The following is a 21984-nucleotide window of genomic DNA, read 5'->3' as shown; positions in this document are numbered from 1 at the left end:
TCCAGTGTATGGATTTAAAACGAAAAGGCTGATAACCACGTAAATCAGCTAGCACTTTCTCCAGGCTGAGGCTCAGCACCTATATCTTTACTTTTACTGTTACCCAACCGCCTTTTTGCCTCTCTAAGTCGATTATGAGCTTTCCGACACTTCAATCTATAAGGCTTGAGATCTGCTTCTACCAACTCCATTGACTTGGCATGTTCGAAAGCCGCCTTGGCAACCTTGAAATCGGCCTGACATCGAACAACAAGCTGTTCAAGTTCTTCTCGCGTCTCACGTTGCTCAGTCGATGAGGCAAATTGTTCTTCTGCGTGCTGGGATTGTTTATGCGCCATAGCGGACGTTGAGCTATCAACCTGCTCACCACGCTTCTTGCGCACCTCATCCGTCTCGGCATGATAGGCTTCAATAGCGCCATTGATATCGTCATACCAGGTAGCTCGTCCATCACGCAAATAAATCCCCGCTTGGCAAAGCTGTTTCAACATGCCTTCCCCATGAGAGACCATGATCACGCTGGCTTTTCCCACCTTGTCCTTGAAGGCCTTGGAGGCCTTGGCTCTAAAAGCACGATCCCCTACCGAAGTAGCCTCGTCGGAAAGATACACATCGAAATCGAAGGCTAGGGAGAGACCGAAGTTGAGGCGAGCACGCATGCCCGAGGAATATGTCTTGATAGGCTCATCGAAGGCTTCACCAATCTCGGCAAAGGCCTGAACGCGTTCGATGATGTCCTGGACGTTCTGTCTGCCTCCGTGTACCCGAGCCACGAACTTGACATTTTGGCGGCCGGTCATAGAGCCCTGAAAACCACCGGAAAGCCCGATGGGCCAGGAAACCCGGCAACCGCGATGGATACTCCCCCGCTCGGGCATATCCATGCCAGCGATCAAACGCAGCAGGGTCGACTTACCGGCTCCATTACGCCCCACCAGCCCGACACTGACGCCCTTGGGAATGGTCAGGTTGATATCCCTGAGAACCCAATCGCTGCCATGGTGGTTATGATAACGCTTGTATAGATTTCGAATCTCGATCACGGCTCGCTCGACAAGCAATAAGGAAAATCATATTCAGCGTATTCACGACTTCTCTGCAAGCAGCACTTATTTCGCCTTGAGTTTTTCCTTGAAGGTAACATGCAACAAAAAACCCAAGGCCAACAGACTGAACGTGAACAGCCAGAGATATAGTAGGCTGGTCCCATGCACGACGTGATAGCCATTAAAAAAACCATAACGCAGTATTTCGAGCCCATGGACAATAGGGTTGTACATCAAATACTCGAGAATACTGTGTGGCAGGTGATTCAGAGGGAAGATAACCCCGGACAGAATCAACAACGGAAGACTAGCCAGTTTGACAATCTTGCCAATCTCCTCCACCAGCGAACCCAGTACCGAAACGACAAGCCCTGCACCAAGCCCCAGGCACCAGAGTGAGAACCAGCCGAACATGGCAAGCAAGGCATCATCAGGCATCATATCAATGCCCAGCATCAGGCAACCTACGATAAACAGCAGAAAGACGAAGGTACGCAGCATGCCTTCGAGAAAATTGCGCGTCAGTACTGGGTCCACCGGCTGTACCTGGCGATAAGCAAACAGTGCCTGGTTGGAATCCACTGCTCCCAAGCCCCGCATCAATCCTTCGCGCACTAGATAAAAGCCCATTAATCCGGTGATCAACCAGGGAACAAACTCCGCACCGGGAATCAGATTTCCGCCTTTTATCTGGCTGCGAATCGCTACCATGATCAATGTCATTGCTGCCGGTTCGGCAACCATCCAGAACCAGCCCATGCGGTCCGACATGGTGCGCGAGATGGCCTCGCGCATGAACATGGCGTACCAGACGCTGCGGGTCACATCCCAAGGGGATCGACCTTCGCCATCAGGTTCACGAGTAAATATGCTTAGCATGATATTTCCCTTGCGTACGAGTGGTGACGCGATCTTTCGCCTCACCACTCGAGGCCCAGGTTAGAGATCGAGAGCGACCTTGGTGGCCACGGCAACCTGATAGAGAATCTGCGTGATCGACTTGGCAAGCTCGAGGTTGCTGGTCGGAGCTCTCGGCAACACGATGATCTCGTCGCCGGCACGCAGTTCCGCGTCATCCGCCGGGATAACGGCGCCATTGCGATGCGCCACCAGGATTTCATCGTCGTTGGCACGCGGCGTAAAGCCACCCGCCTGCTCGATGTAGTCCTCGACGGACATACCAGGCGTATAGACCACGGCCTGCGGCATGGTGACCTCGCCACTGAGCAGGATGGCATCGTTGGTCTCGGGGATCTTGACGACGTCGCCGTCCTGCAGGCGCACATCGGCGATGCCGCTATTCCCGCGAGCCACAACCAGCTGGCCGGTGGGCTCGACCTTCGAGGCCTTTTGCACGAAACGCTCGATCAACTCGGCCTGCTGTACCTGAATCTTGCCCTCTTCCGCGGTGCGTGCCGGATAACCCAGGTAGGTCGTCTGCAGGCGTTGCAGACTCTTTTCGAGCGCTTCTTCCTGCTGCTTGGCGACGCTTTCACGCAGGATCGAGATATCGTGAACGCTGGTCATGTCCTTGGGTACGCCGATCGCATCGAGAAACTCGCCAAGGCGTGCATTCCGTGGCAGTGCATAACGGGAGGGGCCATAGAAGCTACCCTCAAGCTCGACGACGATCGTCTCGGCACGCTTGTCGGCACTGAACAGCACTTCATCACCGCTCTGCACGGTCTGGCTGGCGAACTCATCGAGCGGGAAGTACTCGGCCATCGGACCATCACTGCGATCACCGCGCAGCAACACGTGCGAGACACCACTGTTCAGGCGGGCGAGCTGCTGCACATCCCGTCCGCTGAGCTGTTGCCCTTGCAGCTCATAGCGATATTCACGCTTCACATCGCCGGTCACGGCAATTGCCGGGCCGCGCTCCTCGACCACGATGGTATCGCCGTCCTTGAACTGCGGACGCTGGATATCACCGTCGAGCAGGAAATCGTAGAGATCGACGGTGGCGACCGTGCGGTCACCTCGTTCCACCCGGATCTGCCGGTAGCTGCCCAGATCCTTGTCGATGCCTCCCGCCTGATCGAGGAAATAGAGTACCGAGTCGGAGGGAGTGCCGGCGTAACGCCCCGGGTTTTCGACATAACCGGTGACGAACACGCCCACCGGCTGGACGCCTTGCAGGTTGGTGTACACCTGCACGTCCTGGGGATAGACATCCTGAATCGCCTGGCGAACCTGGGCATCGAGCTGCTGACTGTTCATCCCCTGTACCTGCACCGGCCCGATCGAGGGGATGTAAATATTGCCCTGGGCATCCACGGGCACGGTCTGGTCAAGTTCCACGGCACCCCAGGCACGTAACGTCACCTGGTCACCGGGCTTGATCTTGTAACTGGAATTGAGGCCATCGGCCATGGTGCCACGGAATCCGCCCTCGAAAAGGTTGGCCCCGAAGGGGTCCAGCTTGTCCATTTCGGCCTTGGGAGGCTCGGCTTTCATCCCGTAACGGTTGGGCTTGACCACCGGGCCATAGTTGGCGCTCTCCCAGTTGGCGCGAGGCGTCGCATCGACATTGCTGCTCTGCCCGCCACTCTGCGCTTGTCCGGACGCGCTCTGGGACTGCCCCTGTCTCTGCTGTTGCTGTTCCGAGCCACCGATGCCCGACTGCAGGAAGCTCTGGGCATTTGCCGAGCCGGGCAGCAGCAACAAGCCCGCTACCAGCAGGGCGCCCAACGTCGAAGTATCGCGATTGATCACCGGCTCATTCTCCCTGCCTGGGTTTGCGTTACCAGCCGCTGCGAGACCCAGCTGCCATCGGACGTCTTGCAGGCCACTGCCGAGCGGACATTGCCGCCCTGCAACTGCATGATCTGCAGTTGCCGACAGTCACGACCGCTTGCCGCGTAGTACGTCGCATCCGCCATCACCTCGACGTTCCCTCCCCAGGGACTATCCTGCAACACGACAGTGGCACCAGGGCCGGACTGGCTGAGAAAGCCATTGAGATTGGAGCCTAGCTGGGTGCCCTGAGTGGGCCCGTCGATGACCGAGCCGGAGGGATTCTGCCCCTGTTGCGTGGCGCAACCCGACACGCTCACGGCGAACGCCACCAGCATCGCGGATGCATGGCGGCGTCCCCAGGGACGCGATGTCGCTCCCATGCGGAACATGCCACTGAATTGTCGTTTTTCCATATTGGTTTCCCTTGCAATATCGGCATGGCAGTCGCCGCCACTTCGAATTGACCGGCGCCTCCCGGGCCTGGCCCTTGCTTGCGACGGCACTTCATGATGGAAGGGCGGCGGCTACCAGGCAACCGCATACCCGCATGCAGCACTCGGCGGCGACCCGAGGGTCAACGCCGTGCGTGCCTGTCTAACGGGTGATGCGTCAGAGTTCCTTGAGGAGACGGGTCAGGATATCCTGCTGACTCATGGTTTCCGTGTTGACCGTCACCTCAGCGTTTCTCGGCGCTTCGTAGGGGCTGTTGATACCGGTGAAGTCTTGGATTCTGCCTTCACGCGCCTTCTGGTAGAGCCCTTTGGGATCACGCTGCTCGCAGATATCCAGCGGGGTGTCGACATGGACTTCGATGAAGTCGCCCTCGTCGAACAGTTCGCGAGCAGCCTCGCGGTTGGCGCGGAACGGTGAAATGAAGGCAGTGATCACGATCACGCCGGCTTCGGCGAACAGCCGCGCGACTTCGCCCACCCGGCGGATGTTCTCGGCACGGTCACCTTCGCCCATGTCCAGGTCCTTGCACAGGCCATGGCGGATATTGTCACCGTCGAGCAGCATGGTGTGATAGCCGCGGCGATTGAGCTCGACTTCCAGCGCGTTGGCCAGGGTCGACTTGCCGGAGCCGGAGTAGCCAGTGAACCAGACACACTTGCCTTCATGGCCATTGAGCTGCTCGCGCATGGCCTGGGTGACGCTGGTGCGATTCCACACCACATTGGCCTTGCTGTCGTGCTCGCGGAACTCGTACGGCAGCTCGCTTTCCAGCGGCTGATGAATCATCCCGACGCCCACGGTGATGTTGGTGAGTCGGTCGATGATGATGAAGTTACCGGTACCCGGGCTGGTACGGTAGTCGTCGACCGGCACCGGCGCGGTCAACTCCACCTGGCAGCGCGCGATGGCGTTGAGGTCGAGGTGATCGGCGTGGCGCTGTTCGAGGGTATTGACGTCGACCTGGTAGTCGATGGCCTTCACCTTGCCGGCCATGTCGCGGGTGGCCAGCTTGAGATCATACAGCTTGCCGGGCTCGAGTGCCTTCTCGTGCATCCAGACGATGTCGGCTTCGAAGCTGGTGGCCAGCGGCACCTGGGCATCCTCGGCAACGATCCAGTCACCGCGCGAGATGTCGATCTCGTCTTCCAGCGTCACGGTGATGGCCTGCCCCGGGTAGGCAACCTCCAGATCGCCATCCCAGGTGACGATGCGCTCGACCCGGGACGTCTTCCCGGAAGGCAAGGCCCGGATGGCCTGGCCCGGTTTCAACACACCGGCAGCCAAGGTGCCGCAATAGCCCCGGAAGTCCAGGTTGGGACGATTGACGTACTGCACCGGCAGGCGCAGGTCACGCAGGTTCTGATCGTGTCGAATCTCGACGGTCTCGAGCAGCTCGAGCATCGCCGGCCCCTCGTACCAGGACATCGCTTCGCTCTTGTTGACCACGTTGTCGCCCTTCAGGGCCGACATCGGCACGAAGCGGATATCCGGGGCATTCAGCTTGTCGGCGATCTCCTGGTACTGCGCGACGATCTCGTTGTAGCGCTCCTCGGAGTAATCGACCAGATCCATCTTGTTGATCGCCACTACCAGGTGCTGGATGCCCAGCAGGTCGGCGATGAAGCTGTGTCGGCGAGTCTGGGTCTGCACGCCGTGGCGGGCGTCGACCAGGATCACCGCCAGGCTCGCCGTGGAGGCCCCGGTGGCCATGTTGCGGGTATACTGCTCGTGCCCCGGCGTATCGGCGATGATGAACTTGCGCTTGTCGGTCGAGAAAAAGCGGTACGCCACGTCGATGGTGATGCCCTGCTCCCGCTCCGACTGCAGGCCATCCACCAGCAGTGCCAGATCCACCTCGTCGCCGGTGGTCCCGCTGGTCTTGGAGGCCTGGGTGATCGCGGCCAGCTGATCTTCGTAGATCATCTTGGAGTCGTGCAGCAACCGCCCGATCAGGGTCGACTTGCCGTCATCGACGCTGCCGCAGGTGATGAAACGGAGCAAATCCTTGTTCTCGTGCTCCTTGAGATAGGCTTCGATATCGTCCGCGATCAAACTTGATTGATGTGACATAACGCATCCCTAACTGGAAGCTGGAAGCTGAAAGCTGAAAGCTGGAAGAACTTCCACCCCATTCGCCACACAGCAGATTTATTCATTTGTGAGTTTGCCTACCAGCTCTGAGAGCATGGCGGCAATTTCACGAGTTTCCTGTATCCATCGGTGACCAATAGCCTTGTCGATATAGCCAATGTCGATACCGATGTAAATTTGTGTTCGTAATTCGGCACATGAACCCTTAGCAATCAATAGGAACCGGCATTAATCTTTCAGGGTTCCGCGAGTCATGCCTTCCGCGATATTACTGGGTACTGATAGGCCGGCGCGCGTAATCTGATCCTTGAAACCAAAGTCATGTAAATTGCGCATTTCCTTATACAGTTCGGCCGATAACCTGGCCGAATGTTTCCACACTCGCAGCTTTTCGAAGTCCAGCTTCCATGACTATCATGCAGATTAGCTCATGTAGTGAGGGTTGAACTTCCAGCTTCAAGCTTCCGGCTTACAGCTTTTTGAGGCGCTTCGCGCCTCAGAAGTACCCTTCCCGCTTTTTCTTCTCCATGGAGCCGGCCTGGTCGTGATCGATGGCGCGGCCGCTGCGCTCCGAGGTCTTCGTCAGCAGCATTTCCTGGATGATTTCGGGCAGGGTGGTGGCCTTGGATTCCACCGCGCCGGTCAGCGGGTAGCAGCCCAGGGTACGGAAACGCACCCATTTCTCTTCGGGCACTTCGCCCTCCTCGAGCGGCATGCGGTCGTCGTCGACCATGATGTCGATGCCGTCGCGGTGAACCACCGGACGCGGGGCGGAGTAGTACAGCGGAACGATGGGAATGGATTCCAGGTAGATGTACTGCCAGATATCCAGCTCGGTCCAGTTGGAGAGCGGGAAGACGCGGATGGATTCGCCCTTGTTGACCTTGGCGTTGTAAACATTCCACAGCTCGGGACGCTGGTTCTTGGGGTCCCAGCGGTGGTGCTTGTCGCGGAAGGAAAAGACCCGTTCCTTGGCGCGGCTGGCCTCCTCGTCGCGACGGGCTCCGCCGAAGGCAGCATCGAACTGGTACTTGTCCAGCGCCTGCTTGAGCGACTGGGTCTTCATGATGTCGGTGTATTTCGAGCTGCCGTGGTCGAAGGGGTTGATCCCGGCTTCCACCCCTTCCTGGTTGATGTGCTCGATCAGCTCCATGCCGGCCTCTTCGGCCATACGGTCACGGAACTCGATCATTTCCTTGAACTTCCAGGTAGTGTTGACGTGCATCAACGGAAACGGCGGCGGCCCGGGATAGAAGGCCTTGCGCGCCAGGTGCAGCATCACCGAGGAATCCTTGCCGATGGAGTAGAGCATCACCGGGTTACGGAACTCGGCGGCCACCTCGCGAATGATGTGGATCGACTCGGCCTCGAGCTGCTTGAGGTGAGTCTGGCGTTCGGGTGTTATTTCCATATCGGTCGTTCCATTGAGAATTCGGGCACTGGAAAGAAACTTTCAAGCCGGCAAAGCGTGGCGATAACGCTGAAGGAGAAAGCGCGATGCGCCACGCCTTAAAAGGAGAAGCCAACTACGTCTCGGCGAGGCTCTCGCCTAGCGCGTCGGTCCAGCGTTGGTCGCGCTCACCGCAGACGATGAAGAATGGGTTGAGTACCGAATCTTGCTGGTTGCAGCGCAGGGGTTCAAGGGTTTCGGCATTGAGCACCTGCCCGCCGGCGGCCACGACGACCGCCTGGGCGGCGGCGGTGTCCCACTCGCTGGTGGGCGCCAGGCGTGGATAGAGATCCGCCTGCCCCTCGGCCACCAGGCATAGCTTGAGCGAGCTGCCCATGGAGACCCGCTCGTGTTTCGGCAGGCGAGCGCAGAAGGCCTCGAACGCTTCAGAGCCGTGGGAGCGGCTGCCGACGATCTTCCAGGCGACGCCGCCTTCGCCAGGCAGGGCACGAACCTGGATGCGCTTCGCGGCGCCCTGCTCCACTTTCCAGGCGCCCTGGCCGACCTGCCCGTGCCAGGTCGTATCGAGCACTGGCGCATGGACGATGCCGAACACCGGGTCGCCGTTTTCCACCAACGCCACGTTGAGGGTGAACTCGCCGTTCTTCTTGATGAATTCCTTGGTACCGTCCAGCGGATCGATCAACCAGTAGCGATCCCAGGTACGGCGAGTCTCGTAGGGAATATCACCGGACTCCTCGGACAGCACCGGCACACCAGGTGTCACGGACTCGAGCAAGGCCACCAGCGCGTGATGGGATGCCATGTCCGCCTCGGTCAGAGGGCTGTCATCCTCCTTGGTTTCCACCTGATAGGACCGATTATAGACCTCCAGCACCTCTCGGCCCGCGGCGTCGACACCGGCAAGCAGGCGGTCTCGCATGTCATCCGTTACAAAATCAGTCAAGAGAATCTCCTTACGCGAAACATTAGATGAAAGATGAAAGAACAGCGCTACGCACCTTGAGAGGGAAGAAAACCTTGATGCTCAAAATATTAGGGATAGCCGATCTTTCCTCTTCCTTCTTACTTCTCAAAAACTCCATACCAAAGGTATCAGCCCCACCGCCGTACTCCCGACGAGCAGGCTGAGCGGTGCGCCCAGGCGCAGATAGTCGATCAGTCGATAGCCACCAGGGCCATAGACCATCAGGTTGGTCTGGTAGCCCAGCGGTGTCATGAAACTGGCTGAAGCTGCGAACATGATAGCGATGGCAAATGGCATAAAGTTGACACCGAGCTGCTCGGACACCGACATGGCGATGGGGAACATCAACACCGCCGCCGCATTGTTGGTGATGATCTCGGTGAAGAGTGTCGTCATCAGGTAGATCATGGCCAGTGCCAACCAGGGCGACATGCTGTCGCTGACCACCGCGCCGGCGATGGCCTGGGCGGCGCCGGAGCTGGTCATGGCCGCGCCCAACGAGAAGGAGGCGGCAATCACGGTCAACACGGAAAGATCGATGTAACGGCGCGCCTTGCTGACGGTGATGCAACCGGTCATCAGCACGCCGCCACCGGCCAGCAGCGCGGCCTCGAAGATCGAGAGCAGACCCAGGCCTGCCACGCCGACCATCAGGCCCAGCACCGCCAAGGCGAGCGGCGCCTTGTGAAAGTTGGGTGGCGTGGAGTCGTTGAGGGCGCTGACCAGCAGGAAGTCGCGCCGGTAACGATACTGCTCGACGAAGTCGTGCCCGGTTTCCATCAGCAGCGTATCGCCCACCTGCAGGCGAATATCCCCCACCTTGCCGGGCAGGCGGCGTCCCTGACGCGAAATCGACAGAATCACTGCCTGGAAGCGCGAGCGCACCCGGGCTTCGCGAACCGTGTGTCCGACACCGGTGAAATCCGGTCCGATCACGGCTTCGACCAGGCAACGCTGATGGTTGGCGACATCCAGCTTGTGGATGTCGCCATTGGCGGGCGTCACTCCCCGGACCTGGCGAAGCTCACGTGCACATTCCGGCGCGCCGATGAAGACCAGCACATCGCCCGACTCGAGCTGGGTCTCGGGAGGCACGGCGGTCATCAAGCGTCCATCGCGTTCGATGTCGGTCAGGTAGCCGTATTGCAGGTTACGCAGCCCGGCCTCTGAGATGGTCTTGCCGGCCAGGGGGCCGCTCTCGTTGACCACGAACTCGACGCTGTACTCACGCGCCATGTCGAGTTGCTCGATCACCCCTTCGCGACGCGGCAGCAGGCGGTCGGAGAACAGGACCAGGAAAGCACCGCCGATCAGCAGGATAGGCAGGCCGACCTGCGCGAGCTCGAACATGCCCAGCGACACGCCCTTTTCGCTCTGAAGCAGGCCATCGACGACAAGGTTGGTACTCGTCCCGATCAGCGTGCAGGTACCGCCGAGGATGGCGGTGTAGCTCAACGGCAAGAGCAGCTTGGAAGGAGATAACTTGAGCTTGCGGGACCACTCTTGTAGTGCCGGTATGAACATGGCGACCACGGTGGTGTTGTTCATGAAGGCACTGAGGCTGGACGCGGGCAGCATGACCCGTAGTTGCGCCTTCTTGAGAGAGCTGGGATGCCCCAGCAGCCCATTCGCCACCCACTGTACCGCACCGGTTTCCTTGAGGGCGGCGGCAACGACATAGAGGGCCGCGATGGTCATGACGCCGGTATTGGAAAAACCGACCAGCGCCTCGGCAGGTTCGAGCACGCCGCTGACCACGAGAAACGCCATGGCCGCTATCAGGATGGCATCCGCCGCGATACGCGTGACGGCCAGGGCCACCAGGACGGCGATTACGCTGAATATACTGAGCCAGGCATCCATTGCCATGTGATATGAGACTCCAAGTTCGCCGAGGCACGCTACCGCCCCGGGATTGCTCCGGGCGATTTCCCTTGCCCTGTCGAGTTGCGTTTGTATGGCGCCGCTTCCTGCGGCCTCCGGCGGCTATTGCGCCAAGAGTACCGAGGCACAGTCCGCCGGCCATTCTATGGATTTACGGCAATGACGACCAGCCGAAAGACCCAAGTCGTGGTACAGAAGTACCTGAACAATATGTAAGTTTTTGTTACTCCCCTGGGCGTGATGGTGTTCGTGACCCGCACGCCCCTGGGTGTTACCCGCCAGCGAGACCTCTTTGTCTTGCCATTCCCAATCTCGCTAGTCGATCTTGCCCCTATCTCACCACATGAACGCGCGACTTTGTATTGTCGCTGTTTGCTGACACTGACTGAAAAACGTCATCCGTGATCCAAGGTTCATCAGATGTCGATAGAACTGTCATCCACTTTGCCTAGCCTCCTGAATGCCGATAACGACCCAAGGAGACCGATGACATGCCGACACGACGCCAGGTACTGGGGCTTGGCCTGCAAGGCGGGGTGGCACTTGGCGCTGCCCTGGCCTCACCCGCCATCGTGCTTGCCGAGACACGCCGGCCGATGATTACCTCGGGCGTGATGAGCGGAGACATGCTGACCGATCGCGCCATGATCTGGTCCCGCGCGGACCGCCCGTCCAGGATGCTGTTGGAGATCGCCGACAATCCAGAATTCAAGGGCGCACGCCAACTGCGCGGCCCCGACGCCATGCCTGTTCGAGACTTCACGGCCAAGCTGGACGTCACCGGACTCGAAGGCATGGACACCCTGCACTATCGCGTGCGGTTTGCGGCCCTGGGCGATCATCGCGCCGTCAGCGAGCCAGTGACCGGCCGGCTGCCCCTGCCCTCCAGTACCAAGCGCAATGTCCGGTTCGTCTGGTCCGGCGATACGGCCGGCCAAGGCTGGGGTATCGACGAATCGCGCGGCGGCATGACCACTTACGAGACCATGCGGAGTCAACGCCCGGATTTCTTCATTCACTCCGGCGACACCATCTATGCCGATGGCCCTCTGAAGGAGAGCGTCGAGCTGGCCGATGGCAGCATCTGGCGCAACCGGGTCACGCCAGCCAAGAGCAAGGTCGCCGAGACACTCGACGAATACCGGGGCCAGCATGCCTACAACCTGCTGGACGCCAATGTGCGACGTCTGAATGCCGAGGTGCCGATGCTGGCCCAATGGGATGACCACGAGACGGTGAACAACTGGTACCCCGGCGAGGTGCTGGACGACCCGCGCTACACCGAAACCAACGTCTCGTTGCTCTCAGCTCGCGCTCGCCAGGCCTTTCTCGAGTATATGCCACTACGCCAGCAACCCGAGGCGCCGCAGCGAATTCACCGTCGCTTTCCCTATGGGCCGGGACTCGAGGTGTTCATGCTCGACATGCGCAGCTTCCGTGGCCGCAATGATGGCAATCGCCAACAGGACGGCGCTACCCTGCTCGGCCGCCAACAGATCGACTGGCTGATCGATAGCCTGAAGCGCTCCACCGCCACCTGGAAGATCATCGCCTCGGACATGCCGATCGGCCTGGTGGTCACCGATGGCGACGATTTCGAGGCTGTCGCCAATGGGGAACCCGGCCAGCCATTGGGTCGGGAAAAGGAAATCGCCCGACTGCTCGAGGCCATACGCGACCATGACGTCCATAACGTGGTCTGGCTCACCGCCGATGTGCACTACACCGCAGCGCATCACTACGCGCCGGAGCGCGCCGCCTTCAAGAATTTCCGGCCCTTCTGGGAATTCGTCAGCGGCCCCCTGCATGCCGGCACCTTCGGCCCCAATGACCTCGACGCCACCTTCGGGCCCGAGGTCGTCTTCCAGAAAGCGCCGCCCGACGGCCAGGCCAACCTGCCACCTTCGGCGGGCTATCAGTTCTTCGGCCAGGTGGATCTCGATGGCGAGAGCGAAATCTTGACCGTTACCCTGAAAGACGCCGCCGGGAATGCCTTGCATAAGCAGGAGCTAACACCAGAGCGCAGCTAGCACCGCTGGCAGAGGGAAGAAGGGAGGACCCAGCCTCGAAGCTGGTTTGGGGGGTTCTTCCCTCTTCCTTCTTCTCTACTTCCTGCCGCGAAGCGGCGCTCTTCCGCCTCCCCTCCTTCCCGCCCGAGCTTGTTCGCGTATCATGTCCGTCTACTTCAGTGAACGGCAGAACGATGGACAGCACCCCGAAACAGAATCTCGGTATCGGCGCCTATCGCAGCCTCAAGCACGACATCATTCGCGGCGTCTTCCAGCCTGGCGAAAAGCTGCTGATGAGTCGCCTCAAGCAGCGCTACCACCTGGGTGTCGGCCCCTTGCGCGAGGCGCTTTCGCAGCTGGTCGCCGAGCGTCTGGTCGTGGCCATCAGCCAGCGCGGCTACCGGGTCGCGCCGATGTCCCGGGAGGAACTCGCCGATCTCTACGATGCCCGGGCACAGCTCGAAGGACTGGTGCTCGACCTGGCCATCCAGCGCGGTGACGATGCCTGGGAAGCCGACATCCTCGCCAAGGCGCATACGCTGGCCAAGGTCATGGAGGTCAACAGCCCCGACGAAATGCTCGATGTCTGGGACGCCCGTCACAAGGCCTTCCACAACGCCATCGCCGCCGGCTGCAATTCCCCACATCTACTGCAGATTCGCGAGAACCTCTTCGACCAGGTCGAACGCTATCGCCACCTGTGGCTGTACGAGACGGTCTTCTCCGACGAGGCTCTGGCGCGCAAGCGCCAGGAGCACGCCGCCCTGGTCGAGGTCATCCTCGCTCGCGACGCCGACAAGGCCTGCCAGATGATGCGCGATCACCTGATGACGCCGGTCTCGATCATTCTGGAGGTGATGGAACGACGCGGCCTGGCCTAGACGTCCGCGCTTTTTCACGAAGCACGCCAATGAGCGTCAACGGTTTGTCACAAAGTCGGCCTATACTGGCATCATCTCGCCAGGAGACCGCACCATGCCGCACTTTCTGCGCTTTTCCCAAGGACTCGAAACCCGCCTGGAGCGCCTCGCCGAGCGCACTGGCCTCTCCAAGGCCGAGTTGATCGAGCGTCTGGTCAGCGAGGGGGTCGATGAGCTCGAGACTGACCTGATGTTCGAGGACGCTCCTCGCCGTTCGCATTCGGAACTCTCCATCGACCAGCTACTGCGCGAAAGCGGGCTCGGTATCTGAGATCGCCGCACCGCGCTTGCCCGACGGCGGCAGCGACGACAGCTACCGGAAGCCGGCACGAAAGCGTCGGTATTGGCGATGGGCGCGCTCTGGCGCAGTGACCATCAGATACACCTCCTGCCCCGGCAGGCACTGTGCCAGCCGTGCACAGGCCAGTGGTGTCAGGGCACCCAGGCGCGGATAGCCGCCGATGGTCTGGCGATCGTTGAGCAGCGCGATGGGCTGGCCATCCGGCGGAACCTGTACCGCACCGAGCCCGATCCCCTCGGACACCATGCCGCCAAGTCGACAACGCAACTCCGGTCCGCGCAGGCGAACTCCCATGCGATCGGCCCGGTCATCGACCCGCCACGCCGTATTGAAGGCCCGGTACAGGCTGCGACCATCGAACTCGGCAATCTGGGCGCCCGGCAACAGGGCCAGTCTCGGAGGCTCGGCATAGTCGGGTCGCTCATCTAGCGGCGCACGAGCACCGGCATCCGGCACGGCCGACGACGCTTCGGCTTCCAGTCTGTCGCCCGCTTCCAGCTTGTGACCGAACCCATCCAGGCCACCGAGGCCCTCACGGGGTACGCAGGCCGTACTGCCGAGAACCGGCTCGGCAGCGAAGCCGCCGGCAATGGCCAGATAGGCACGCAGGCCATTCACCGGCTGAGCGAAGGCCAGCTGCTGTCCTGGTCGAATTCGCACACTTTCCCAGAGCGGCAAGGGATTGCCATCCAGTGCCACACCGAGGTCGGCACCGCACACCGCGATGATGGTATCGGCCGTGCATTCGAGCTCCAGGCCCCCCATCGTCACCTCGAGTGCCGTGGTGCCCCAGGCGTTGCCGACCAGATGATTGGCCCAGGCCCAGGCGTGCAGATCGGCGGGGCCGCCCTGGGTGACGCCCAGGCGTCGTACGCCGAAACGACCGGCATCCTGCAGCAGCGCCAAGGGGCCGGCACGGCGCACCTCGAGGCATGTCTTCCGGTCGCTCATTGGCTGGCCTCCACACTCCGGACATCACCGCCCAGCCGCTCGAACTCGGCGCGCGAGACGGGCACGAAGCGTACCCGGTCGCCCACGGCCAGCAGGCTGAAGCCTTCGCGATGGCGATCGAACAACACTGCCGGTGTACGGCCGATCAGGTTCCAGCCTCCCGGCGACTCCAGCGGGTAGGCCGACGTCTGACGTTCAGCGATGGCCACGCTGCCCTTGGGCACGCGACGGCGCGGCGTCTCCAGTCGTGGACAGGCGATCCGTTCGTCGACTCGCCCCATGAACGCAAACCCCGGCGCAAAGCCCAGCGCGAAGACACGATATTCAACCTGGCTGTGTCGCTCGATGACCTGCTCGACGCTCATGTCACCTCGCTCGGCCAGACGCTCGAGTTCCGGCCCCACCGAGGGGTCGTACCAGGTCGGCACCTCGCGGGGGGCGGCCTCATCGCACGTTGCGTCGGGCTGCAGGTCGGCCAGCAGTTCCACGAGCCGGCGCCGGGCCTCGTCCGGGGCCATGGCCAGCGGATCGAACACCACGAGCAAGGTGGTGTAGGACGGCACCAGGTCCACCAAGGCATCGCCGAAGCTCGCCTCACAGCGCCGCACCAGGGCGGTCAGCCAGGGCATGTTGGCCTCGTCGATGGCATCGAACAGCCGAATCATCCAGCCGTCCAGGCCGGCGGACTCGATTCTCGGCAGCGCGGCTGTCATGGCTGCCCGCCCTGGTTCGTGGAGCGCCCTGTCGCCCGGCCCTCCTCCGCCAGCGCTTCGCGAATGGCGGCAATGGCTGCGATGGACTCGGCATTGTCGCCATGCACGCAGAGGGTATCGGCCTGAAGCACCAGGTCGCTGCCGTCGTTGGCGATCAGCGGCTCGCCACGAGCGATGCGGCGAGCCTGGTCGACAATGACCTCGCGCTCGTGATGCACCGCACCTGGTTCGCGTCGCGACACCAGGCGCCCCTGGCCATCGTAGGCACGATCCGCGAAGGCCTCGCGCCATAGCGTCACGCCGTGCTGGCGAGCCAGCCCCCATTCGGCGCTGTTGTCGCGGGTGGCCATCACCATCAAGGGCAAGCTGGCATCGAAGGCCGCCACGGCACGCATCACGGCGGCCAGGATGTCATGGTCGCGCATCATGTCATTGTAGAGAGCACCATGGGGCTTCACGTAACCGAGTGACTGCCCCTCGGCGCGACACATGCCGGCCAGGGCACCGACCTGGTAGAGCACGAGATTTTCGATTTCGGCGGGCGAACAGGCCATGGAGCGTCGCCCGAACCCCATCAGGTCCGGATAGGCAGGATGCGCGCCCACCGTCACGCCGTGGCACCCGGCCAGGCGGACCGTCTCGCGCATCACGTCCGGGTCCGAGGCATGGAAGCCACACGCTACATTGGCCAGGTCCACATGGGCCATGACCTCACTGTCCATGCCCATGGTCCAGGCACCGAAGCTCTCGCCCATGTCGGCGTTCAGGCGCAGGATGTGCATGCTCCTCCCCTCATTTCCATCTCGATCTCGATGCCATCATCGGTCGTCCAGCCCCACTTTAACAAGCCGACCGTACGGCCCTTCATGCCGTGGCCAGTTGCAGGGTGACATCGTGAATCAGCCGCACGTCATTGAAGGCACTGGCCCGGGTCTCTTCCTGGCGCAGACGAAAGGCCCGTTGCTCGCTGCGCGGCAGGCCCTGGTACTCGGCGATGACCTGGAAGAGCCAGATTTCCTCACCCCATTCCAGGCCGCTTTCCTGCAAGTAAGCCAGCGCGCTGATACCAGACGAGTCGGGGTGATCGATCACCGACAGATAGAAGCTTTCCACGTCCTGCTTGAGCGCCTGCTGGCGAGCCGCCACCAGGCTCTGCTCCTCGACCTCGGCAGGCCTTGCCGCGGCAACCTCCCGAGGCTTGTGCATCGGCGCCGGCAGCTGGTGCAGAAGGTCGGTCAGCACCCGGGTATCCGGCTCGTGGTCCAGGGCCGGTGCGGCGGCGGCGGTCAGGGGCGTGGCCCGGTTGACCAGCTCCGGCACCTCGCTGCGACGCGCGTAGTTGCCGGGCACGAAGCTGGGATGCTCGCGCAGGAAGGCGGCCATGCCGCTCACCAGCCGGCTGCGTGATTGCTGCTGACGAAAGCGCGCCATCAACTCGGTGAGACGGCTCTGCACCTCGCGCAGGCTGGTGTAGTGCTGGCTGAGCTGACGCTGCAACTGGCTGATCAGCAGCTTGCGCAATGCGCCATCGGTGCCGACCAGCTCGATCAGCTCGTTGAAGTCGATCAGTTGCAGACCGTCCAGCAGGCGCACGATCTGCTTCTGGGCCCGGTCGTTCTCGCGGATCTTGTCGTTCAAGCGGCTGACGAAACCGAAATCGCTGTTGAGACGCTGCCAGAGGCTGTCGATGGCGTCGGCGAAGCGGCCGTTGAGGTCATCCACCGCCTGACGCAGGCGCAGCAGCTGCTGTTCCTGCCGCCAGTGTTCCCCCTGGTTCAAGGCCTCGCGATAGCTCTGCACCAGGCTGCGCAGCAGCTCCAGGGTCTCGCCCACATCGGCATTGACGTGGCGGCGGGTTTCGTCGGCCAGCATCTCGGCGATCAATTCGCGCACCCGAGGGGCGAGCTTCACGCCACCATGGTCGTCGGGGCGCCAGACGATGCGCGCGGCCAGCAAGCGACGCAGCGCGGTTTCGCTCAGGGCCTCCAGCGGCACCTCGTCGCGGCTGTAGCCCTGCATCAGGGCATCGGCATGCTTGCCGAGCAGCGCCAGCCGCTCGACGCCGGTGGTGATCAGCCAGCTCTCCAGCTCGTGATCGTCCCTCACAGCAGACTCTCCTGCGCCCTTGGCATCTCGTCGTCGACAGGGAGATTCTCTTCGTCGCGGATGAACCGCACCAGATCGATGAGGTAGTCGATCTTGCCGGTGACCAGGTAGACCTGGCGATCGGCATGGGGCTGAAGCAGATAGCCGTGTTCCTTGAGTCGCTTGAAGACCTGCTTCATCTGAGCATCGAGCTGCTCGCTCTGGGAGCCGAAGAAACTGTCGCCGGCGAGCCGCTCGAGATGCTCGCGCAGGCTCTGGTTGTCTTCACAGCGAGCGCTCAGCTCGGCGGGCTTGAGCACATCGCCGGGGGCGATCAGGGCATCGTGGCCCAGCGCTTCCTGCATCAACTGGAGCCATTCCAGCATCGGCATCAGGCTGTTCAGGGTATCGCTCAGCTGCCGGGATAGCTGCTCGCGCGCCTCGTCGTTGAGCTGTCGCCAGGCCAGGAAGTAGACGCTGCCCTCGGTATTGGTGGCCAGCCGGCGATTGAGCGGGCGCAGGTAGGTGTCGATCTGTTCGCGCACCTCCTGGTCTTCGAGACGGCGGAAAGCCCTGTCATCGCTGACCGCGCAGATGAACTCGCCGGCCAGCAGGCGTTCCAGCAGCGGACCATGCTCGATCATGACGGGACCTCCTCATTGGCAGGCTCGGTGGTGCGTGCTTGCAGGCGCTCGGCCAGACGGCTCAGGCGCGGCTCGATGCGCTTCAGCCGGCGCCGGTGCGGCTGGGTGGCGTCGCGGTCGATAAGGTAGCGGTTGTGGAACAGCAGCAGAACGTCGGATTCCGGGTTGGGAAAGGCGCCCACGATATGAATGCGATTACTGTCGCAGGCGTCGAACAGGGTCTCGACGTTGTGGTAAGCCAGGGTGCCGATCTCGTCGATGGGCCAGTGAATGGCGATCTCCGAAGGTCCGCGCAGCAGCCGCGTGAAGGCCAGCAGGAACTTGCACAGGATCAGGTAGGCCATGCCATGACTCGAAGACTCGAGCAACTGGCGATCGTTCTTGATCACCAGATCCGTGCCGCCCTCGTTCAGATGCAGCTCGAGCCGCAGCAGGCTCTCGAAGCTATACTGCTGGTCGTGGCGCAGCAGGTCCACCACGTCGCCCAGGGCATCCAGGTAATCGTCGCTGGGCAGTGTATGGGTGGAATGCTCCCAGTCGCGGTACAACTGGGCGAAACGCTTGAGCGGCTCCCAGAAGCCCAGCTCGTCGATGGTCGACTGGATGCGTACCTCGGCCTTGCCGATGCCGTCGAGGCGCAGGTCGTCGGCGACCTCCTCCGATAGCCGCCGGCTCTGGGCGCTGATGCGGCGATTGAGGTCGCGAAAGACGGTAAAGAACTTGTCCAGGTCCGCCCCCAGGTTGCGCCCCTGCTGGATCAATTGCTGCTGCTGGTCCTCGAGCAGCTGGAGCATGCCACGCAACAGCGGCAACTGGCGACGTGGGCTGACGCCCTGCTCCGCACCGTCGCCGCCGAGCTTGGCCCGCTCGGCGTCCAGGGTCTCGACGAATCCCTGACTGGCGCCCTTGATCAGATCCGCTTCGACCTGCTCGCACCCCTTGCGCAGCGTCTCCAGCTCCCGGCCACGCTGGCTCAGTGCCTGACGGGTGCGTTCGATGCGCTCATGCACATCACCGGGCGCCTCGTTGATCGGCTGGTTGGCAACGCTCAGGCCAAGCCCCTCGACCTGGCTCAGCAATGGCTTGAGGGCATCGATGATCTCTTGTTCGCCATCGCGACGGGCTTTCAAGGCCTTGACGGCGTCCTGGTGCGCGACCTTGGCGGCCTGGAAATCGCTGCGGCACTGTTCGCGCTGGTGCTCGGCGGCTTGCTTGTCGCACGTCAGGGTCGTTTCCCGGTCGACCAGTTGCGGCTTGCGCTCGCCCCATTCGACGCGCATGAAGCGGCTGTAGGCGTCGAGCTCTTCGCGACGCCCCTCGGTGACACGAATGCGCTCTTCCAGTTCGGCAATGCGCCCGCGAGTGGACCTCAGTCTTTCCGGGTCGACACCCTGCTCCTGCAACTCCTGATCGAAGGCGGCTTCCAGTTCCTTGCGCTGACGCTGGTGCTCGGCCTTGAGCTCCTCGAGCTGCTGCTTGTGCTGGTCGATCCGCGCGTCGAAGCTCGCCAGCCGGGCCTGCCCGTCGGCCTTCAGTTCCAGTAGCTGCGCCTGGTGGGTATCGTCAAGCGTGCCGAGGGCTTCACGCTTTTCAGCGCGCAGGGCCTGGTCGGCGGTCTGCTGGTCGGCCAATGCCTGTTCGGCGTCACGCCGGCGCGCTTTCTGCTGCTGGGCATGACGCTCCTGGAGCTGATGCCGGGCATCCATGGCATATTCGACCTCGTCGTCGGCCCGCTTCAGGGCAAGCCGTGCCTGGCCAAGCGTTTCCTCGACGCCCTGAACGCGCTCGTGGCAAACCTTCAGTTGCTTCTCGGCAGCCTGGAGGTCGGCCTCGGCACGGGCCTGCTCGATCTCGGCGGCTTCGATAGCCTCATTGAGACTCGCCTCGTCGCGTGCGTGATCGGGCAGTTCGATGGCGGCAAGGTCGAGCGCCACACCGAATAGACCATCGTGCTCGGTTTCCGTCAGCCGAGGCGAAAGATCGCGGCGCTCGAGCAGCTCGGGCGCGATGATCTTGCCCAACCGATGCTCCCAGCCCGGACGGTGGTAACGCATGAAGTGACGCAGGCTGCCCTCGGCCGGGTCGCGCTGACGCTGGAGCTCCTGCCAACGCTGTTGCGCTCGATTGAGCTGCTGCCTGGCGCTTTCCCGTTCCTGTTCGGCCGCTTCGCGCTCGCGACGCAAGGTCTCGTGCTCGCGGCGCAGGCCTTCGACGCGGCCGGCCGCACCATTGCGATCGCTCTGTGCCTGATCGACCCTAGCTTGGGCCAGCTCGCTTTCCTGGGCCTCCTCGGGCGACTGGCCGGTCGAGGCGAGCTGGGCCTTGAGGTCGGCCAGGCACTCGATGCCCTGCTCGAGTCGTGTCTGATAGGCGGCCTCCAGCTCGGCTCGCTGGGTGTGGTACTGGGCTTCCAGCTCGCGTTCGGACGCCCACTGCCGCTCCTGGCAGGCGGCCTTCTCGTCGCCCAGCTCATCGATGAGCGCCTGGATCTCGTCGGTACGCCGTGACAGGTGGTCGGAAAGCTCGCGCAACCGTCCATCCAGCCGGGATTGATTCGCCTGGGCGGCGTCCTGCATCAAGGCCAGGTGCTGCTGCAATTGCTGGACCTGTTCGCGCCACTGAGGCAGCTCGGCCAGGTCCCGCTCCAGGGCGGGCATGTCGGCCTCAGCGTATTGCTCGTACTGCTGTTGCAGGTCGTTCAGGCTGCGCTGGGTGCGGTCCAGTTCGCTGGCAAGCTCGCTGATGCGGTCGTTGAACGCATCACGCGCCTGCTCGTACTCGTGCTCGCGGGCCTGAAAGGCTTCCTGCCGGGTGTTGAGCTCGGCCTCGGCGTCGGCCAGCACGCGCTCGGCACGATGACGGTCGGCGTCCAGCTGGGGACCGAGTTGCCACAATGTCGACTCTAGGTCGGCAATGCCTCGATCCACGTCCTCCAGGCGAGCCAATGACTGCTGAAGCGGCTCCAGGCGCATCGACTGGCGCATCTGGGCGATCCACTCGCGAGCCTTGGTGTTGCGGATCCGGGTCACCGGCAGTTCGACGCCGTCTTCCTCGAAGATCGCCGCCAGCATGGTCTTGAGGGTGTCCATCTTGCCCTCCTTGGCATGCACCGCCGAGATCAGCTTTTCCATGTGACGGATGCGCCGCTCGGGCTTGACCAGGCTGAACTGGACGGCGATCTGGCGAAGTTTCAGGGCCTCACGACGGTTGCCCTGCTGCTGGGTGAAGTCGTTCTGGATCACCGAGCGGTATTCGGAGGTCGCGCCGAGCTTGGACGAGACGTTGACGCCGGCACGGCGCAGCCCGCTCACCCAGTCAGCATAATCCAGTGCCACGACGCCCTCGCCACTTTCCACCAGATAGTCTTCGGGCTGATAGGGCGCGCCGACGAAGCGGTACTCCAGACCGCCTTCCTTCTTGCGCGTGAGCACCGCCTGGCAGACGTTGCCGGCCTCGCGCCGATATTCGTAGATCAGATAGCTGTTGCGATGCGGCAGATAGAAGGCATCGAACTTCATTCGCGTCTTCGGCACGACCTTGTTGGGCAGCTCGCCGTAGAAGACCGGCACCAGGCGCTGCAGGGTGGTCTTGCCGGAGGCATTGGTGCCGCAGATATTGGTGTGGCCATCGACATCCAGTTCGACGACGCCGTCCAGGTGACCGTGAATCATCACGATTCGTAACAGGTGGGCCATGCCGCGTCCTTGATCAGTGCAAACAATCGAGCATTGCCTTCGCTATCGAGCCGTCGCTGCCGGCGTGGCGCC

17 protein-coding genes and 1 pseudogene are annotated in these 21984 nt (G+C 62.1%); 3 read left to right on the top strand and 15 right to left on the bottom strand.

The genetic code is table 11. From position 1 onward, the window contains the following. Positions 1 to 44: 44 nt before the first annotated feature. From HSDC_RS02185 to HSDC_RS02150, 9 genes and pseudogenes are all read right to left on the bottom strand, one after another. A complete protein-coding gene (locus HSDC_RS02185) occupies positions 45 to 1043 on the bottom strand; it encodes an ABC transporter ATP-binding protein (RefSeq protein WP_082919911.1) in 999 nt (332 codons plus the stop codon). 66 nt (positions 1044 to 1109) lie between these two features. Then, the gene (locus tag HSDC_RS02180; RefSeq protein ID WP_064698277.1) at positions 1110 to 1925 is read right to left on the bottom strand and encodes an ABC transporter permease; all 816 of its coding nucleotides are present in this window, start codon (positions 1923 to 1925) and stop codon (positions 1110 to 1112) included. 60 nt (positions 1926 to 1985) lie between these two features. Further along, complete coding sequence (locus tag HSDC_RS02175) at positions 1986 to 3764, bottom strand: polysaccharide biosynthesis/export family protein (protein ID WP_064698276.1); 1779 nt, start codon at positions 3762 to 3764, stop codon at positions 1986 to 1988. Further along, positions 3761 to 4201, bottom strand: coding sequence for an RT0821/Lpp0805 family surface protein (locus HSDC_RS02170; protein WP_137055165.1), 441 nt, complete (start codon positions 4199 to 4201; stop codon positions 3761 to 3763). Before HSDC_RS02170 ends, HSDC_RS02175 begins: the two co-directional genes overlap by 4 nt. 196 nt (positions 4202 to 4397) lie before the next feature. Next, positions 4398 to 6311, bottom strand: a complete 1914-nt coding sequence (gene cysN / locus HSDC_RS02165) for a sulfate adenylyltransferase subunit CysN (RefSeq protein WP_064698275.1) — start codon at positions 6309 to 6311, stop codon at positions 4398 to 4400. A 78-nt stretch (positions 6312 to 6389) separates the two neighbouring features. Next, positions 6390 to 6713 (bottom strand): annotated as a pseudogene (locus HSDC_RS16330) (four helix bundle protein). Positions 6714 to 6828: 115 nt separating this feature from the next. Then, positions 6829 to 7743, bottom strand: coding sequence for a sulfate adenylyltransferase subunit CysD (cysD, locus tag HSDC_RS02160; protein ID WP_064698274.1), 915 nt, complete (start codon positions 7741 to 7743; stop codon positions 6829 to 6831). Positions 7744 to 7858: 115 nt separating this feature from the next. Next, positions 7859 to 8665 (bottom strand): 3'(2'),5'-bisphosphate nucleotidase CysQ, encoded by an 807-nt coding sequence (cysQ, locus tag HSDC_RS02155; protein ID WP_064698273.1) that lies wholly within the window; start codon positions 8663 to 8665, stop codon positions 7859 to 7861. Positions 8666 to 8815: 150 nt separating this feature from the next. Continuing rightward, the gene (locus HSDC_RS02150) at positions 8816 to 10579 is read right to left on the bottom strand and encodes an SLC13 family permease (RefSeq protein WP_064698272.1); all 1764 of its coding nucleotides are present in this window, start codon (positions 10577 to 10579) and stop codon (positions 8816 to 8818) included. Between the two features lie 506 nt (positions 10580 to 11085). Here HSDC_RS02150 and HSDC_RS02145 point away from each other — a divergent pair. From HSDC_RS02145 to HSDC_RS02135, 3 genes are all read left to right on the top strand, one after another. Beyond that, the gene (locus HSDC_RS02145) at positions 11086 to 12624 is read left to right on the top strand and encodes an alkaline phosphatase D family protein (RefSeq protein ID WP_064698271.1); all 1539 of its coding nucleotides are present in this window, start codon (positions 11086 to 11088) and stop codon (positions 12622 to 12624) included. Positions 12625 to 12797: 173 nt separating this feature from the next. Then, positions 12798 to 13484 carry a DNA-binding transcriptional regulator CsiR gene (csiR, locus tag HSDC_RS02140; RefSeq protein WP_064698270.1) on the top strand — a complete coding sequence of 229 codons (687 nt, stop codon included), beginning with the start codon at positions 12798 to 12800 and terminating at the stop codon, positions 13482 to 13484. A 94-nt stretch (positions 13485 to 13578) separates the two neighbouring features. Next, entirely contained in the window at positions 13579 to 13794 is a 216-nt protein-coding gene (locus HSDC_RS02135; protein WP_064698269.1) for a ribbon-helix-helix protein, CopG family, read from the top strand. Between the two features lie 42 nt (positions 13795 to 13836). Here HSDC_RS02135 and HSDC_RS02130 read toward each other — a convergent pair whose 3' ends face one another. The 6 genes from HSDC_RS02130 to HSDC_RS02105 all read right to left on the bottom strand — a co-directional run bounded on the left by HSDC_RS02130 (position 13837) and on the right by HSDC_RS02105 (position 21912). Further along, positions 13837 to 14775 carry a 5-oxoprolinase subunit C family protein gene (locus HSDC_RS02130; protein ID WP_064698268.1) on the bottom strand — a complete coding sequence of 313 codons (939 nt, stop codon included), beginning with the start codon at positions 14773 to 14775 and terminating at the stop codon, positions 13837 to 13839. After that, positions 14772 to 15488, bottom strand: a complete 717-nt coding sequence (gene pxpB / locus HSDC_RS02125) for a 5-oxoprolinase subunit PxpB (RefSeq protein WP_064698267.1) — start codon at positions 15486 to 15488, stop codon at positions 14772 to 14774. The genes HSDC_RS02130 and pxpB overlap by 4 nt, the downstream gene beginning before the upstream one ends. Next, on the bottom strand, positions 15485 to 16270 hold the full coding sequence (locus HSDC_RS02120) for a 5-oxoprolinase subunit PxpA (protein ID WP_064698266.1): 786 nt from the start codon (positions 16268 to 16270) through the stop codon (positions 15485 to 15487). The genes pxpB and HSDC_RS02120 overlap by 4 nt, the downstream gene beginning before the upstream one ends. 82 nt (positions 16271 to 16352) lie before the next feature. After that, a complete protein-coding gene (locus tag HSDC_RS02115) occupies positions 16353 to 17594 on the bottom strand; it encodes a hypothetical protein (protein ID WP_064698265.1) in 1242 nt (413 codons plus the stop codon). Next, positions 17591 to 18217 carry a condensin complex protein MksE gene (locus HSDC_RS02110; RefSeq protein ID WP_064698264.1) on the bottom strand — a complete coding sequence of 209 codons (627 nt, stop codon included), beginning with the start codon at positions 18215 to 18217 and terminating at the stop codon, positions 17591 to 17593. Before HSDC_RS02110 ends, HSDC_RS02115 begins: the two co-directional genes overlap by 4 nt. Then, positions 18214 to 21912 (bottom strand): ATP-binding protein, encoded by a 3699-nt coding sequence (locus HSDC_RS02105; protein ID WP_064698263.1) that lies wholly within the window; start codon positions 21910 to 21912, stop codon positions 18214 to 18216. The genes HSDC_RS02110 and HSDC_RS02105 overlap by 4 nt, the downstream gene beginning before the upstream one ends. Positions 21913 to 21984: the final 72 nt, after the last annotated feature.

Origin of the sequence: Halomonas caseinilytica (assembly GCF_001662285.1) — a bacterium.
Taxonomy (GTDB): Bacteria; Pseudomonadota; Gammaproteobacteria; order Pseudomonadales; family Halomonadaceae; genus Halomonas; species Halomonas caseinilytica.
Note: the sequence above shows the minus strand (reverse complement) of the source record. Positions and strands in the feature narration are given on the sequence as shown.